This window comes from Pseudomonas sp. NPDC085632 (genome assembly GCF_044541255.1).
GTDB lineage: Bacteria > Pseudomonadota > Gammaproteobacteria > Pseudomonadales > Pseudomonadaceae > Aquipseudomonas.
The window spans coordinates 1-17,445 of the sequence record NZ_JBITSX010000026.1; the positions used below are offsets into that span (position 1 = coordinate 1).

The 17,445-nt window shown below is 57.0% G+C and carries 11 protein-coding genes; 1 reads left to right on the forward strand and 10 read right to left on the reverse strand.

Annotation, left to right across the window (positions count from 1 at the left end):
- The 7 genes from hflX to ACIF4X_RS17315 form a co-directional block, all read right to left on the reverse strand.
- Positions 1 to 977 (reverse strand): ribosome rescue GTPase HflX (hflX, locus tag ACIF4X_RS17285; RefSeq protein WP_397483071.1); only part of this gene is annotated, 977 nt, incomplete at its 3' end.
- Positions 978 to 989: 12 nt separating this feature from the next.
- On the reverse strand, positions 990 to 1,250 hold the full coding sequence (gene hfq, locus ACIF4X_RS17290) for an RNA chaperone Hfq (RefSeq protein WP_007902656.1): 261 nt from the start codon (positions 1,248 to 1,250) through the stop codon (positions 990 to 992).
- A gap of 95 nt (positions 1,251 to 1,345) precedes the next feature.
- Positions 1,346 to 2,317: a tRNA (adenosine(37)-N6)-dimethylallyltransferase MiaA gene (miaA, locus tag ACIF4X_RS17295; RefSeq protein WP_397483072.1), complete on the reverse strand. Its 972-nt coding sequence runs from the start codon at positions 2,315 to 2,317 to the stop codon at positions 1,346 to 1,348.
- Complete coding sequence (gene mutL, locus ACIF4X_RS17300; protein ID WP_397483122.1) at positions 2,317 to 4,218, reverse strand: DNA mismatch repair endonuclease MutL; 1,902 nt, start codon at positions 4,216 to 4,218, stop codon at positions 2,317 to 2,319. Before mutL ends, miaA begins: the two co-directional genes overlap by 1 nt.
- An 8-nt stretch (positions 4,219 to 4,226) precedes the next feature.
- Positions 4,227 to 5,600, reverse strand: a complete 1,374-nt coding sequence (locus tag ACIF4X_RS17305) for an N-acetylmuramoyl-L-alanine amidase (RefSeq protein WP_397483123.1) — start codon at positions 5,598 to 5,600, stop codon at positions 4,227 to 4,229.
- A 57-nt stretch (positions 5,601 to 5,657) separates the two neighbouring features.
- Positions 5,658 to 6,128, reverse strand: a complete 471-nt coding sequence (gene tsaE / locus ACIF4X_RS17310; protein ID WP_007915806.1) for a tRNA (adenosine(37)-N6)-threonylcarbamoyltransferase complex ATPase subunit type 1 TsaE — start codon at positions 6,126 to 6,128, stop codon at positions 5,658 to 5,660.
- Positions 6,116 to 7,615, reverse strand: coding sequence for an NAD(P)H-hydrate dehydratase (locus tag ACIF4X_RS17315; RefSeq protein WP_397483073.1), 1,500 nt, complete (start codon positions 7,613 to 7,615; stop codon positions 6,116 to 6,118). Before ACIF4X_RS17315 ends, tsaE begins: the two co-directional genes overlap by 13 nt.
- Before the next feature lie 63 nt (positions 7,616 to 7,678).
- On the opposite strand from ACIF4X_RS17315, the gene queG reads away from it, so the two are divergent.
- Complete coding sequence (gene queG / locus ACIF4X_RS17320) at positions 7,679 to 8,752, forward strand: tRNA epoxyqueuosine(34) reductase QueG (RefSeq protein WP_397483074.1); 1,074 nt, start codon at positions 7,679 to 7,681, stop codon at positions 8,750 to 8,752.
- 25 nt (positions 8,753 to 8,777) lie between these two features.
- Here the strand turns inward: queG and ACIF4X_RS17325 are convergent, their stop codons facing one another.
- The 3 genes from ACIF4X_RS17325 to ACIF4X_RS17335 all read right to left on the reverse strand — a co-directional run bounded on the left by ACIF4X_RS17325 (position 8,778) and on the right by ACIF4X_RS17335 (position 17,389).
- Positions 8,778 to 13,550: an RHS repeat-associated core domain-containing protein gene (locus ACIF4X_RS17325; protein WP_397483075.1), complete on the reverse strand. Its 4,773-nt coding sequence runs from the start codon at positions 13,548 to 13,550 to the stop codon at positions 8,778 to 8,780.
- An 82-nt stretch (positions 13,551 to 13,632) separates the two neighbouring features.
- The gene (locus ACIF4X_RS17330) at positions 13,633 to 14,619 is read right to left on the reverse strand and encodes a hypothetical protein (RefSeq protein WP_397483076.1); all 987 of its coding nucleotides are present in this window, start codon (positions 14,617 to 14,619) and stop codon (positions 13,633 to 13,635) included.
- A 340-nt stretch (positions 14,620 to 14,959) separates the two neighbouring features.
- Positions 14,960 to 17,389, reverse strand: coding sequence for a hypothetical protein (locus ACIF4X_RS17335; protein ID WP_397483077.1), 2,430 nt, complete (start codon positions 17,387 to 17,389; stop codon positions 14,960 to 14,962).
- Between the last annotated feature and the right edge of the window lie 56 nt (positions 17,390 to 17,445).

Here is a 17,445-nt window from a genome sequence, read left to right on the forward strand (position 1 = left end):
GCTGACACTCCAGAGGGAAGCGCCATGTCGATCATCAGCAGCACCGGCAGCAACACGGACAAAATCGCCAGCACCACCATCACCTGCTCGATCTGCAACATGCGATCCGGTTCGGCCGCATCGATCACGTGCAACAGCAGGTCGGAATTGCTCGACTCTTCGAGGGTAGACCGAAATGCCTCGACCAGCTTGTGCGGCAAGTGACGAATGAAGCCCACCGTGTCCGCCAGAACAATCGGCCCCAGGTCGTCAATGTCGAGACGGCGCAGGGTCGGATCCAGCGTGGCGAACAATTGGTCGGCCGCGTAGACGTCGGATTTCGTCACGTTGTTGAAGAGTGTGGATTTGCCGGCGTTGGTGTATCCCACCAGAGACACGGTAGGGATATCCGCACGGGAGCGGCCGCGTCGCGATTGCTCGCGCTGACTGCGCACCTTCTCGAGCCGGCCCTTGATCTGGCGCAGGCGAACCCGCAGCAGACGGCGGTCGGTTTCGAGCTGGGTTTCACCCGGGCCACGCATGCCGATACCGCCACCTTGACGTTCAAGGTGAGTCCAGCCACGAACCAGCCGCGTGCTCATGTGATCAAGCTGGGCCAGTTCGACCTGGAGCTTGCCTTCATGGGTACGGGCGCGTTGGGCGAAAATATCGAGAATCAGGCCGGTACGGTCGATCACGCGACACTCGAAAACACGTTCGAGGTTACGTTCCTGACTGGGCGTGAGGATGTGATTGAAAATCACCAGATCGGCTTCTTCAGCCTTGACCAGGTCGCGCAGTTCCTCGACCTTGCCGCTGCCGATCAGGTATTTGGCGGTTGGCCGATGACGCGGCACGTTAAAAAACGCAACGGTCTCGGCGCCGGCCGAATTAGCCAATTCCTGAAACTCCTGCGGATCTTCGCGCGCCTCAGGGTCCTGTCCATCCAAGTGAAAGAGGATGACTCGTTCACCACCACCGTGGCGCTCAAAGAACAAAGGAGACTCCTATCAGGCGTTACCTGGCTCAGCGTCACCTGCTTCGGATTCGGTTGCGCTAGGCAGACGAATTGGACGAACCGGCACTACTGTCGAGATAGCGTGTTTGTAAACCATTTGGCTCACGGTGTTTTTCAGCAGGATCACAAACTGGTCGAACGACTCGATCGTGCCTTGCAGTTTGATACCGTTGACCAGATAGATGGAAACCCCAACTTTCTCTTTACGTAAAGTATTCAAGTAAGGGTCTTGTAGCGAATGCCCTTTTGACATGTGCCGCACTCCTTTAAGGATTCAATAATAAAAAATAGGTAATTCAGATGGCTTTGGCCGTCACACCCCCAAGGATAGACGGCAATTGCAAGGACTCAGCTCAATATGGAGATGGTCCCAAGGTATTTCAAGGCGCGTGGCAGATTGTCGCAATCCAGACTGTCCAGCCAGTGTATATCTTCCCAGCTGCGCAGCCAGGTGAACTGGCGCTTGGCCAATTGGCGCGTGGCGATGACGCCCCGTTCCTGCATCTCAGCCAATGTCAGCTTGCCATCCAGGTAGTCCCAGACTTGGCGGTAGCCTACCGCACGTATAGACGGCAACCCCGAATGCAGGTCACTTCTTTTACGCAGGGCTACGACCTCGTCGATGAACCCCTGTTCCAACATATTTGTGAATCTTTGTTTAATGCGCTCGTGCAGTACCTGACGATTCGCCGGGGCAATGGCCAAGTTCGCGACAGTATAGGGCAATTGTTGCAGTCCCGAAGCGGCTGCTTCAGTACTTTGCGCAGATTGTTGCTGACGCAGCTCGGTCATGCTCTGACCGCTGACCCGGTAAACTTCCAGCGCGCGACTCAGGCGCTGCGGATCGTTCGGGTGAATTCGCGCCGCCGACACTGGGTCGATGGACGCTAATTGGTCGTGCAGAGCTTGCCAGCCAAGGCGTGCAGCCTCTTCTTCGATCTGCGCGCGGACGTCGGGGTCGGCGGCTGGCATGTCCGCCAAGCCTTCAACCAAAGCCTTGTAATAGAGCATCGTGCCGCCGACCAGCAGCGGAATTTTTCCGCGCGCGGTGATCTCGGCCATGGCTTGCAGGGCATCGCGACGGAAATCCGCAGCGGAATACGCTTCGGCCGGATCAAGAATATCGATCAAACGGTGCGGATGCTCGGCCAGCAATTCTTTCGAAGGCTTGGCGGTGCCGATGTCCATGCCACGGTAGACGAGCGCCGAATCGACACTGATCAATTCACACGGCAGCACCTTGGTCAGCTCGATAGCCAGATCGGTCTTGCCCGCAGCGGTCGGGCCCATCAGGAAAATCGCTGGAGGGAGCTGGCTCATCAACGACCGCGCAGGAACAGTTTGTCCAGATCGTCCAGGCCCAGTTGGGTCCAGGTCGGTCGGCCATGGTTGCATTGACCGCTGCGTTCGGTGTTTTCCATGTCACGCAGCAGACCGTTCATTTCCGGCAGGGCCAGGCGCCGGTTGGCGCGAATCGCGCCGTGACAGGCCATGGTGCCGAGCAATTCGTTGAGGTGCGCCTGAATCCGGTCGCTGGTGCCGTATTCCATCAGGTCCGACAGCACGTCGCCGACCAGGCGGTTGGCTTCGGCCTGCTTCAACAACGCGGGAATCTGGCGAATCGCCAACGTTTCCGGACCCAGACGCTGCAATTCGAAGCCCAGACGCTGGAACCATGCGGCGTGCTCTTCAGCGCAATCGGCCTCGCGCTGGCTGACGGCCAGGGATTCCGGCACCAGCAGCGGCTGGCCACTTAGGCCTTCGCTGGCCATGGCGATTTTCAGGCGTTCGTACATGATCCGCTCATGAGCGGCGTGCATGTCCACCAGCACCAGACCTTGGGCGTTCTCGGACAGAATATAAATGCCTTTGAGCTGCGCCAGCGCGTAACCGAGCGGCGGAATGTCTTCCTGACCGGCCGGCAATGCGTTGGCATTGGCTTCCGGCAGCGGTGCGAAAAACTCTCGATAAGCAGCTTGCGCCTCGGCAGCCGGCGGCACCGCCGATTGGGGGCGCGGTGTGTATTGATACTGATAAGCGCCGCCAGCACTGGCACCGGAGGAGGTATTGAACGCCGGTTGCGGCTGCGGTTGCTCCAGCAGCGCATTGGCCGCCAGACGCATTTCACCCTGTGGGCCGAATTCACCGGCATCGAGGCCGGTTGGGCGCACGACGGCGGTGGTCACGGAACCGGCCAGTTGATCTTCCGGACGCACATCGCCCAACGCACGGTGCAGCGTGCCGTAGAGGAAGTCATGCACCATGCGCCCGTCACGGAAACGCACTTCGTGCTTGGTCGGGTGCACGTTGACGTCGACGGCAGCCGGATCAACTTCGAAGAACAATGCAAAGGTCGGGTGCCGGCCGTTGAACAGCACGTCGCGATAGGCCTGACGCACGGCGTGGGCGACCAGTTTGTCGCGCACCGCCCGGCCATTCACAAAGAAATACTGCAAATCCGCCTGGCTGCGGTTGAAGGTCGGTAGACCGACCCAACCCCACAGGTGCAAGCCGTTGCGCTCAATCTCGATCGGCAGCGCCTGCTCAAGGAAACCTGAGCCACAGATCGCCCCCACACGCCGTGCGCGGGCCGCATCATCGTGGGCCTCGTGCAGGCTGAGGATGGTTTTGCCGTTGTGGCGCAGATGAAACGCGACGTCAAAACGCGCCAGCGCCAGCCGTTTGATCACTTCTTGCAGATGATCGAATTCGGTTTTTTCGGTTTTGAGGAATTTGCGTCGCGCGGGGGTGTTGAAGAACAGGTCGCGCACTTCCACCGAGGTGCCGACCGGGTGCGCCGCTGGCTGAACCCGAGGCGCCATGTCACGACCTTCGGTTTCCACCTGCCAGGCTTGATCGGCATCGCGAGTACGCGAGGTCAGGGTCAGGCGCGCCACGGAGCTGATGGAGGCGAGTGCCTCACCACGGAAACCGAGGCTCATCACCTGTTCAAGGTCTTCGAGGTTGCGGATCTTGCTGGTGGCGTGACGGGCCAGGGCCAGCGGCAGATCATCGGCGGAAATACCGCTGCCATCGTCGCGTACGCGCAGCAGCTTGACGCCGCCCTGCTCGACGTCGACGTCGATACGTTTGGCGCCGGAGTCGAGACTGTTTTCCAGCAGTTCCTTGATCACCGAGGCCGGGCGTTCAACCACCTCACCGGCGGCAATCTGGTTGGCCAGCCGTGGGCTGAGCAGTTCAATGCGAGCAGCGGCGTTCAGCACTTCGTTCATTCTTTGGACGCCAGTTCGGTGCCAGGAATGGTCAGATGCTGACCGACTTTCAGCTCATCACTTTTCAGGTTGTTGGCGGCGCGCAGCGTGGCCGGCGACACCTGATAGCGCACGCCGATCATCGCCAGCGTTTCGCCCGGACCAACGCGGTGATCACGCGGGCCTTGAGCAATCTTGCCGGAATCACGCAGCCAGGCAATGTAGGTGCCTGGTGGCGGGTTCTGCTGGAAGAACTGGCGCACGCCGCTGCTGATCGAACGCGCCAGCGCTTGCTGGTGGCCCGAGGCCGAGAGCTTGTTCGCTTCGTTGGCGTTGGAGATAAACCCGGTTTCGACCAGGATCGACGGAATGTCCGGCGACTTCAGCACCATGAACCCGGCCTGCTCCACGCGCTGCTTGTGCAGCGGGGTCACGCGACCGATGTTGGTCAGGACTTTCTGCCCGACGTTGAGGCTGGAGGTCAGCGAGGCCGTCATCGACAGGTCGAGCAGTACGCCCGCGAGCATGCGGTCCTTGTCATCGAGACTGACGTTGCCGGCGCCACCGATCAAGTCAGAACGGTTTTCGCTGTCGGCCAGCCAACGGGCGGTCTCCGAGGTTGCGCCACGATCAGACAGGGCAAACACCGAAGCGCCGAAGGCTGCAGCAGATGGTGCGGCGTCGGCGTGAATCGAAACGAACAGGTCGGCGCCTTTCTTGCGGGCGATTTCGGTACGGCCGCGCAACGGAATGAAGTAGTCACCCGTACGGGTCAATTCGGCGCGGAAGCCTTTCATGCCGTTGACCTGACGCTGCAGTTCGCGGGCGATTTGCAGTACCACGTCTTTCTCACGCTGGCCACGCGAACCGGACGCACCCGGGTCTTCGCCACCGTGGCCGGCGTCGATCACCACAATAATGTCGCGTTTGCCGGCGGGGGCTGGCGGCAACTTGATTGCCGGTTCTGTCGGGGTCACCGGCACGGCTGGCACCGTCGCGACCTGCGGCGTTGGCGCTGGTGGCGGCGCGGCGTCGGCCGGATTATCGAACAGGTCGACCACCAGACGGTTGCCGTACTGCGCGTTCGGCGCCAGCGAGAAGCTTTTCGGGGTGACGGCTTTTTTCAGGTCGATGACCACGCGCAGATCAGTCGGCGTACGCTGGGCCGAACGCATCGCGGTGATCGGCGTGTTTGCGGTCTGCACATTCAACGGCGCACCGAGGGTGGCGCCGTTGATGTCGATCACCAGCCGGTCCGGCGCAGTCAGGGTGAAAACGCTGTGCTGCACCGGGCCGCTCAGGTCGAAGACCAGTCGCGTGTTATCCGGCGCCCGCCACAGGCGCACGCTGTTGACCTTTGAATCGGCCACAGCGTTGACGGTTACTGCCATCAACAACAGTCCAGCGGCAGCCACCATCGCGCGAAAGCGCATACCTAACCCCATCATTTAATTGGATTCCAATGCCAAAGCGGCACACCAGGCCTCGCCACGCGAGCCCTGGGATAAAATTTTCAGCGAACGCCCGCTGTCTTGCGGGCTAATGGTAATGGTCAGGTCAGGCTTTGGCAAAAAGCCTGCACCTTTATCGGGCCATTCGATCAGACACATCGCGTCGTCTTCGAAGTAGTCGCGGATGCCGAGAAACTCCAGTTCTTCCGGGTCGACCAAGCGATACAGGTCAAAGTGGAAGGCGCGGATGTCACCGATTTCGTAAGGTTCGACCAAGGTGAAGGTCGGACTTTTTACCGCGCCAACATGACCCAAGCCACGAATGATGCCCCGCGACAGGGTGGTTTTGCCCATGCCCAGATTGCCTTCGAGAAAAATCAGCCCGTGGCCCTGGGTCACGCGGGCGATCCGTGCGCCAAAGTCGCTCATGGCCTGTTCATCGGCCAGGTACAGGGTTACTTCAGACACGGTGCTTGCTCCTCCAACAACTGACGAATGACTGGAATCAGATCACTGGCCGCCAGCCCACGGCCGAATTTTCCTTGTTGCAGACCGGCATTGGCGTGCAGCCAGACCGCCAGACACGCCGCATCAAAACCGGTCATGCCTTGCGCCAGCAGCGCACCGGTCAAACCGGCGAGCACGTCGCCCAGCCCGGCTGTGGCCATGGCCGGATGACCTTGGTGACACAGCGCCAGACGGCCATCGGGATGGGCGATCAGGGTGCCGGCGCCTTTCAACACCACAACCGTTGTATATTTTTTGCTCAATGCCAACGCTGCCGCCGGACGATCCGCTTGCACTTCTGCGGTGCTGATTCCCAGCAAACGTGCGGCTTCGCCCGGATGCGGGGTGATCACGCAATCCTTGGGCAACTCGACCAGACCACTGGCCAACAGGTTCAACGCGTCGGCGTCCCAGACTTGCGGCAGCGCGGCATTGGCGGCAGCTGACAACAGCGCCCGCCCCCAGCTAGCCTGTCCCAACCCCGGACCAACCACCAGTACAGAAACTTTCTCCAGCAAACTCATCAACTGATTGGCCGACGAGGTTCCGAGCCCCATGGCTTCCGGCACTCGCGTCAGCGCCGCCGGGACGTGTTCAGGACGGGTCGCCAGCGACACCATGCCCGCGCCACTGCGCAAGGCGGTTTCGGTACTGAGCAAGATCGCTCCGCCAAATCCGTGATCGCCGCCGATCAGCAGCACGTGGCCGAAACGGCCCTTGTGCGAAGCTGGTGCACGCGCCGCCAATCCCGGAAGATTAGCCGTGTTGAGCCGTCGGGCGATGACTGGAATGTCACGATAGATGTCGGCGCTGGCCTGCAAATCGTTAAATACCAATTGGCCGACGTGATCCGCCGCGTCCCCGGTGAACAAGCCGAGTTTCAGGCCGATAAAGGTCACCGTCAGATCGGCCTGCACGGCGATACCCAGCACATGTCCGGTGTCGGCACACAGTCCGGAAGGGATATCGACGGCTGTGACCGGCAAACCGCTGGCGTTGATGGCCTTGATCGCCGACACGTAAGGCTCGCGCACATCACCGCTCAGACCCGTGCCGAGCAGTGCATCGAGTATGACGCCGCGCAGTTCACTTTGAGGCGGCCAGCCTGGCACCGCGACACCCTCCGCCAACGCTTCGGCATGGGCCAACGCCGCATCGCCCCGCAAACGCTGCGGATCGCCGACCGCCAACACCCGCACCTGCCAGCCGGCCCGCTGTGCCATGGCTGCGACCAGATAACCGTCACCGGCATTGTTGCCATGCCCGGCCAGCACCGTCAGTTCAGTCGCCGACGGCCATTGCCGCACCAGCGCTCGCCAGGTCGCATGGGCCGCGCGCTGCATCAATTCGAAGCCCGGCGTGCCAGCGGCAATCAGCCGCGCATCGAGTTCGCGCACCTGTGCGGCGCCATACAGCGCGTCGGGTAATTCATCTTTCGTGTGCGGCATGCGTCTTCGGGCTCCGATGTCTGGCAGAATTATACGCACCTCAGCTCCGGTTTCTCTCGCCTCATGTCCGCCATCACCACAGACCTGCCCGCCCTCGCCCAATCGATCAAGGATTGGGGCCGCGAGCTGGGCTTTCAGCAAGTCGGCATCAGCGGTCTGGATCTGGCCGAGCATGAGCAGCACCTCGCGCGCTGGCTCGAGGCCGGCTACCACGGCGAAATGGACTACATGGGCGCCCATGGCAGCAAACGCTCGCACCCGGAAGAGCTGGTGCCGGGCACGTTGCGCGTGGTTTCGCTGCGTATGGACTACCTGCCCGGCGACACACAAATGGCGCAAATGCTCGCGCAACCGGAAAAAGCCTACGTCTCGCGTTATGCCTTGGGCCGCGATTACCACAAATTGATCCGTAAACGCGTGCAGCAATTGGCCGACAAGATTCAGTCCGAAATCGGCCCGTTCGGTTTCCGTGCATTTGTCGACAGCGCCCCGGTGCTGGAAAAAGCCATCGCCGAACAGGCCGGCCTGGGCTGGATCGGCAAAAACACGCTGGTACTCAATCGCAAGGCCGGCAGTTATTTCTTCTTGAGCGAACTGTTCGTCGATCTGCCGCTGCCGGTGGATGAACCGCACAGCAGCGAACATTGCGGCCGTTGCACTGCGTGTCTGGATATCTGCCCGACCAACGCCTTCGTCGGCCCATATGTGCTGGATGCGCGGCGCTGCATTTCCTATCTGACCATCGAACTGAAAAGCGCCATCCCTGAAGACTTGCGTCCGTTGATCGGCAATCGCGTGTTCGGCTGTGATGACTGCCAGATCGTCTGCCCGTGGAACCGCTTCGCCAAGCCTTCCGGGGAAAGCGATTTCAAGCCACGGCACAACCTCGACAATGCTGAACTGGCCGAGCTGTTTTTGTGGGACGAAGAGAAATTTTTAAGTAGCACTGAAGGTTCGCCATTGCGGCGAGCCGGGTATGAGCGCTGGTTGAGGAATCTGGCGGTGGGATTGGGCAATGCGCCCTCAACGATTCCGGTGCTGGAAGCGCTGAAGGCGCGACGGGATTATCCGTCAGAGTTGGTTAGAGAGCATGTGGAGTGGGCGCTGGAACGGCACTCCAGACCTTCAAACCCATAACGGGCAAACAAAGTACTCAGGCCGCTTACACGCGTGTTGTTTTCATCTTTTTAGCCGATTTCAGTACTGAGTTGGTGTGCCCATCATCCCAATGCCCCCCCGCCTGCAGGACTTTGCAAACTCTCGTATTACTGTCTTCTAGAAGGTAAATACGCTCCCCACGTCCTTTCGAACGCGCAAAAAAAACATGCGTTACTTTTCTTCCATCGCCAGCTGCGCCGAACTCCTCGTAATACATCTCGCTCAAGCCCGCGGCTTGTCTGGCGGACTTATTGCTTTCCACATTTTTGTAGAACTCTTCAGCCATTTTATTCCTAACGTCAGTCGAGATTTGGTTTTCCTTGGCTTTCTGCAATTGCCAGGGCTCTTGCGCCACTTCCTCCGCGGGCGCCTTGGTTTTTTTGGCCGAAGCCTTGGCGCCTTTTCCAGGCTTCTTAAAATGTTTTGCCGCTTTGGCTGTGTCATCGGCGCCGGGACTGAGCCCTTTGCTAAAAGCTGAAGCCATCTTCCTGCCAGCATTCACAGCCGCTTTTGCACCCGCTGCCAACCCTGCACCGAGCGAAGCCAGCCCAAGACCGAAACTGATCCAGCCTAATATCTCGCCTGCTTGAGAACCCGGTGCAAGCCCGTCGACCACTTCGCTGGCAATACCTGCCAAGCCTGAAGTCACTGCCAGTCCCAACGCCGCCGCTGCCCATGGCGTCGCCGCGCCCATCGTCAGCACGCTGGCGACAACCCCGAGGATACTGAGCCCGATGCCCAGGATCGATTGCCAAGAGATATGCCCGGTCGGGTCGACACGATTGACAGGATCGCCCAGGCAATAACTGTAGGCATTCAATCCGCCCGCGCCGAACGGACTCATGCTGTCGGGGGCGAGAAAACGCATCAGTGTCGGACTATAGGCTCTGTAACCGTTACCCAGCAGATACAGCCCTGTTACCGGATCCAGCTGCTCGCCGTTGAACCCCGCCAGACTGAACAAACCACCTTCAGCCGGACGATGCCCGTAGGGGCTGTAGACGCAATCGGTGAGCTGTTCCTTGCCCAGCGTTGCCAGCACACTTTGCTGCTGATCGGTGCCAAACAGTTGCGCGCCGGCGTTCAAACCGAGTTGCTGTTGCCCCACAAGCGCGCCACCGTGACGCACAACACTGGATGAATTTTCACCACTCACCTCGTTGGCGACACAGCCTGCATAGTAGTAACGCTGCGTAGTTACCTTGTCGGGTTGCGACAGTTCAACCAGATCGTCGAAACCGTCGTAATGGTAGCCACGAATGACTGATTCCCCTGCGCCGGACAATTGCTCAAGACGTCCGAACGCGTCATAGGCCAGAGTTCGCGCCTGATCGTCCTTGATCATCCTGCCGTTGGCGTCGTACTCCAGCGTCACTGCCGGTGGATAGTCGACATGGGAATGCTTGACTGCACTGAGCTGTACAGGATCGGGATTGTCATAACTGAAGGTGGTCAGATTCACGCCCAGCGGGAACTTCGTCTGCACGGTAAGAATGTTGTCCAGTGCATCGAAGGTGAACGTCTGCTGGACAATTTCCTTGCCATACGGATCGCGGGGTTTTTGATTGCCAGCACAGTCGTACTGGATCAGACGCCCGCGCACGTCGTAAGTGAATTGTTCATCGCGCAATAGTTGCGTGCCACGCCTGGAGACTTTCTGCGCCAGTTTGCCGGCAAGGGTATAAGTCGATTCCAGAGTCTGGTCCGGCTGCCCCTGTATTTCGAATGTACGACGGGTTTCACGACCGATATCGTCATAGGCAAACCGCGTGATCATTTGACGCTTGATCGACGTTTCTTCGGTTTTCGTCCAGTCCAGCATCCCCGTCTGGATGTTGTAGTGGAACTCGGTTTTCAGCGTGCCCTGCGAGGTGGATAGCAGGCGGCCATGCTGATCGTATTCGGATCTGCTTTCGGCTCCGAGTACATCGACATGGGTGATCGGTCGCCCCTGCAGGGACCAGGTACTGGACGTTGCTTTCGTGATAGCGCCGAAGGTCGTCGTTTCGGATTTGACGCGTCCGGAAGGGTAATAGGTAAAGCGCCGTTCCCGGCCGTTTTCGGTACAGGTCAAGGGCTTGCCGCTGAGGGGCTCATAAGTCATGGTCGTGACCAGTTCCCCTGACTTGCGCTCAATCAGTGAACCACCCATATCGCGCAAGTAAGTGAATTCGGTTTTTTTGCCATCAGCACTCGTGTACCACTGTGGTTGAGTGAAGCCTGCTTCATAACCGGCCTCGGACTTGCGCCCGCCCACGGTACTTTGCGTCAAACGCCCCAAACCATCATAAGATTGTTGCCCCAACACTTTGTCACCGACCTTGATGCCGATCGGTAGCCCTTCATCGCTATGCTCGGCGTAGTCGGTCACGACCACACTGGTGTCGGGCAGGACAGAGCGGATCATCCGGTCAAAAACGTCGTACTCATATCGCGTGGTATTGCCGACAGGATCTGTCGCGCTGGTTGTGCGCCCGAACCCGTCATAGGTATAAACGCTTTTGCCTAGACTCTTGTTGTTCAGATTGAAGCTCTCGACACTGAGCGGTTTACCGAACTCATTGATGAGGGTGAGTGTCTTGCCCATCCCCTGGAACCAATGGGTTTGCTGGCGAAGGACTGGATCCGCCTCGCTGTGTTCGATACGCCCATCGGCATGCAGCGTTTTGCTGACCTGGCCCCAGGAATCGAATTCGTAGCGGGTGCTGACCGGATAAGGCTTGCCATCACGCCAATCGGTCAGCGTCACTTCCATCTTGTGACCGACCGAATCATGCAGGGCAGAATAAAGCGTACGAGTCGGGATGAGCCCGTCTTCGTCTGGATGATCGCAATCCTTTTCCTGAACGGTGATCACTCGCTCCAGGCCGTCATAGCTCACTCGTTGCTCGCCGCCGGCGGGATCGGTGGTCACCCTCGTAGCCGGTTGCTTTCGGCTGGCGGCCAGATAGGACCACGTGGTAGAGGCGGCGTAGGGGGTGCCGGAAGCGACCGTTTTGCACACTGCCCGGCCGATCGCATCGTATTCATGCTCGATGCGTTCGCCATCGACACCGACCTCTGACACCGGTAATCCGGTTAGCGTCGAAAGCACTTTCTCAGTGGTCTGTAGCGCGCCGTCAAATCCGCGTGTACTGGATTTGACCCGCAACCTGTCACCCTCAAGCTCATAGGAAAATCCGGTAGCGGTTTTTTTATCATTCAGGAGGATACTTTGCTCTTTTGTGGCCCCGTGCTTGAGTGGGTCCTTGGGCGTATTCAGGTAACTGCGTTCGGTTTTCGAACGTAATACTTCAATGTCCTCCACGACTTCGAAAAAGCGTTCCCCAACCGGTAACACCGATGCCAGCTCCGCACCTTCCAACGCAGTATGCAGGGCATAGTCGTAGTACGTGACAGTCGCCCCCCCATCCGACGCAGCAGCGGTAACTGTCCTCTTTTTCGGGAATCTGGAGAAACCCAGCGGATCCTCTGGGCAATTAACGCCGCCACTTGCCGGATAAAATTCCGTCGAAGTTATCACCCCGCTTGGCTCAACGTGCTTGAGCAAGTTGCCTTCGCCATCGAACTCGGTGACGGTGGTTTCCACACGCTGCTGTTGGGTGCGCCGATCAATATGAGTCACAGTCTGGACTTTCGGCAGGCGGAACTGGGCCACCTGATCATTGAAGGGCTTGGTGACGGAACAGTGATACTCCGTGGCGGTGGCGATCCGGGCGTCGCCACAGGTTGTGACCTCAGCCACCAACAGATGGAACTTGTTGTAGGTGCGTTTAATGTGGGTATGTACTTTGCCGCTTACCAACAACTGCTCGTCCGAACTGTAGACATAGTGACCGGGCGCCAGATAGAGAGGATCCAGATCACTGTCCTTGGACGGAAGGAGACCCTGCCCAAGGAAGTTATGGTCGGAGTACGTGTATACCTTGCAGAGCCTGGGTTGGCCGAAGCCAGGATAAATATCGTGAGCGATGACAAACGGCAATGTCTGTTCCACGCCATTGACGAACTGATGACCTTGCCGTTTGTAGCGAATGATTTCCACGCCGCGCAATGGATTTACGACGCGGTGCAAATAGCTGGCCTCATCAATGACTTCATATTCGAGTTCCCACCCTTTACCGACCGGCAGTTCGATTGCCGTTACTCGAGCGTTTTTCAAGATCAACTTGTAGTCGACGCTGGACGAGGTTTCGGGATGCCGGGTCAATGTGACCTGACCTGCATTGCGTGTAATTTTCAGTAGGCATCGTTTGGCGTCACGGACTTCGCTCAATCTGGGAAACTGGTTGAACAACTCGTGCTTAAACGCAATGCTCACACCGTTCGCCGCGATTATTTTTTCCGCTACCGCCACCTGAGTGCCAGCCTGGACTTTTAGCAATTCACGCCGACCATCCTTGTATCGAACTTCATAACGCCCTGCCCCGGTCACCAACACTTTCGCCGTCTGCAGCTTCATTTCCTTGAACTTCAGACCGGCAGACGTCTCGACAGCCTTGTAGCGCTCACCGTTGGACAATGTCATGACTTTGCTGCGCAAGTCGTAATTTGTCAGGGTCAAAGACCAGCCAATGCCGAACCCGACATCTGTCTGATTGAGCGGATTAAAACCCAGTGAAAGTGCAAACTCAGGGCCGTTAAGATCCGACGAATGCAACTTTCCCAAAGAAAAGGAGCACGTATACATTCCTGTACGCGGATCAACACCCCCGGAAACAAACTCACCGAAGTTGAAAGCGTTTGATTGAACAGCGGAAGACGAATTACTTTCCATAGAAAAAAATCTCCTTTATTCCAGATATAGACAATGGCAGGTCAAGTCGGCCAGCGAAAATTCACCGACCAAAGAAATGCAATCAGGTAAATTGTTTTGTAGCCCGTTTCGACTCACCCAGAATAAATGTTCGCTTCTCTTTATCACCTTCAATACCAAGCCAGTGCTCCGTACCGAACTCATCAATAACAGCGAGTTCGAACGCACCTTCGTTAGCCGGTTTTTCCTCTGTCTGGATAGTAATTCGTTGCAATAGTGTCAACACCCCCGGCACATCGTTAATCGGGAACGTGATATAACCGAGATACGTTTTGACCGAGGCCGATCGCCCATAGATCGGCGCAAGATAGCCATAAAAACTTCTGCCGCCGCCACTGTAGAGGTTTATCGTGCCTGACGAGTACACCATTACCGCATCTTCAGCATCATACGGGTTAAGTTTTATCTCCTTGCTGTACCAGTCAAGCAGGTGAATCTGACGACCATCAGCGTGTAGTCCGAGATGAAAGTATTGAATTCGCTCCTCGTATACTCTTTCGGTGAGTGCACCGTACTTATGAAGAGAGAAACTGTTCTGATTATATTTTTTCGGCGGAATCGCCTCCAGCGTAACACTGCTGTCGAAACCAATTCCGTTGCTTCGCAATACGACGCCATTTATGGAAATCTCCGCGGCCACTTCCATGATTCCAGGCCTGGAAGCCGAAACCCAGAATTGAAAAATCTGTACCGGATCAGAGTCATCGCTTATCCGGTTGTGCGTGGTACGTGGGACTTCTGTCAGCCGCGTTGCTCCACCCGACATTTCGTGAGCATAACGATTCTCCTGAAGCGATACACTCCAGTCCCCCTCCAGAGGCCGCGCGCCGTTATAGGCGATCAACCGCAGTGACTGCAACGCAGGGTGTCCATGCAGTGAAGCGCCGTCGCCATTGTTATCGATCCCGTGCAGTAGCACTAACACACGCACTTGCATACGACCGTTGGCATAAAGTACTTTATGCTGGCCAGACCTTGTAGCGTCGAGCTTCACCTCGATACGGGAAACACCAATTTGATCATCAAACATTTAAAAACACCTTGCTGATTAATAGATTTCGCCCTTTAAGGACTCAGCAAAGTATTGAAGATCGATTTAAATAAAAACAGCAGCGACATCAGACAAATTGTGAAGAGGCAACATTTTAAAACCTCCTTCAAAAACCCACACAAATACCAATATATTCAATAACCCCAGACTTGATGAAACGCAACTTACCAAAACTCTTCTCGCGCCTTTGATTCCAACACTCAATGATCTTTCTCCCCTCTCGACCCAAATCATAGAGAATCAAAAGGGGAGCAGCCTGGCAGCCAATTCATGTCAGATCATGTGAGAAAAACAAAGAAGCCGTTACTTCCATCAACATTCAGTCACTTTCTGAACCTGTCGAGAATCCGCTCTCTGAGGACTCACTATCGGAGTCAGATTCTGAAACTACATCCTCCGCCTGGATTTCCACCTTCCGATCCATACTTGAATTTTCAAGATACTGACTGATCCGTTGCCTTGAGGCGTCACTCAGCGGATTATTCAATAAACCAACGAACAGATCCTGTGTATCCGGAATTTCGAACAGCTCATATCCCACGTCGGAAATATTATTATCATGCAACGCCACGACACCCAGTTCCCTAAGCGTATCTATGCCTGAAGGAACGCGGGAAAGATTGGCATTGCTCAGCATCAATCCGGTCAACCCTGCCATGTAGCCTACATGCGGGCTAACTGTCAGAGGATTGTTAGCCAGATTCAATCTGGTAAGTGTTTCGATTCTGGACAATCCTTCAGCTGTGACCTCGGATAGTTTTAGCGAGCACCCGTCCAGCGTAAGCTCACTTAACTGGCGCATTTGAAATATTCCTGAAGGGAACTCTTCCATTTTTATGCCAAAGATCCCCAAACATTGAATATTGGGAAAACTGTCAAGAAACGCGCCTAACCGTGCGCCTGGTTCATTGGCGGTCAATAACAACTCCGTTACATATTCAAATCGGGAGGACAACCTTGGTAGCTCACCCGAAAAATCTACATAGTGAGAAAACTGAAAGTCTCCTTCCTCCCACTTCGAAACCGACTTGCGCTGCCAGATATCCTGCAACTTTTCGCTGAACTTCTCACGAGCCTGGCGTCGTTCGGCGGGTGTCAGCGCGCCTTCCGGTTCGGACCTCTGCGTATGAGGCGACTCGTCATCGGCAGTCCATATCGCCAGTTCATCACGCAACGTCGCAAGCTCCGTATCCAAGCGAAACAAAACGCCTGATGGATCATTCTTCAAGCGCTCATTGATAAATGCCGTCACGTCCTTATCTGGAAGCTGCGGGTAAAGATCACGCACGCGTTCTACGAGGGACTTTTTCGCTGCCGGCTGATTGTCGCCACCACCACGCAACTGGCCCGCCTGCCTGTATTGTACGGTGGCAGGATCGACGGTCACCGGAAGTGGCGCCAGCCCCAGCAACCCGCTCACGGCTTGGCGTGGCGGCAACGGCTGTGCACGGATCAACTGTTGCAGTGCCGAACCATCACCTTCTGTTACACCCAGCAAATGACGATGCCTGGGCAACAAGAGAAGCCAGAGAGTTGAATACAGATCTTTCGATCCTTGAGTTAATTGAGTGTCGCTGCTCTGAATGAAATAGCCATCATCCTGACGAATCAATACGTGACGAACCGGCGATCGGGCATCGCCGATAGCGCTGAGGACATCCCCGTCCATCACTCCTTGGCGAATCTCGATACGAATCTGCTGCGGCCAATTCACGAGATCCCCGATCATATGCAGCACTAACCGATCACTGTCCGGATTGGCTACGGCCTCTAAGTAAATGCCTTCCACGGCCCTTGCCAGGCGAATGTCTCGCAGTGCCACCAGTGCCTCTTTCGCCACTCGCTGAGGCATGCCTGGCTGGTTGTGCATATGCAAACGCTCGGCAGCGCTCATATTGCGCCATATCGCCAGCGCAGCCATTTTCGGCAGATCTGGAAATACCCGGCGCATCCGCAAAGTGTTTTCATCACAGTCGGATTCAAATGCATCGTCCAGATCCCTGAACCGCTTAAACCGATCAGGTGCGCCCCCGCGTCCCTGGGCCTGAATCTGCTGATCAAGTTCGAACCGCCTGATGGTGTCCTCCAGTAAAAAAGGCACAGGGCGATCATTGATGAGCACATCGTGCAGCACTGATTCATTGACCCCGCTCACTGCCAGCATGCGGTGCACCGTGGCGTCGGAAAACTGCGCCACGGAACGGCCCATCCGGCGAAAAAGTTGTGCGGTCTGTACTGATATTGAATCAGTGAAGGTGGGGAAATCGCCGTCCAGCGGGACCCAGAACCGGCCCTCGCTGTCCCGCTTCATGAGCGGGCCGGAGGGGTCGAGCTCACTGGCCAGAGTGGCCCGAAACAGGCCACTTTCGGCGTCCGCGACCACTTGCACGATATGGTCATCGGCTACAACGACATACTGACGCTGCTTCACAATCCGGATGCCCTGCGCATCGGCCTCGCCGAGGCCTTTGGGTGTGGGTATCCAGTAATCGGCCAGTGCCGACTTTGTGGCATGCATCGCGAATTCAGCGATCGTGGATGACCTCGGACTTACGCTCACCCTGATCGCTGGCGTCAATGCGACAGAGTCAGACCCGAAGGAAGGATGCAAGGGTTCCTGGCGATGCGGTTTGGGCGGTTGCTGCATTGCGGAAGCGGGGGACGGTGGGCGATGAATTCCCTCTACGTTGAAATCGGTTTTTTTTGTCGGGGCAGTTACAGGTTTGACCTTAGGCGGCTTGCCAGTCATGAATACTCATCCTTGAGATGTAGTTGTGTTGGCCCCGCATAATTCAAGGGCCAACA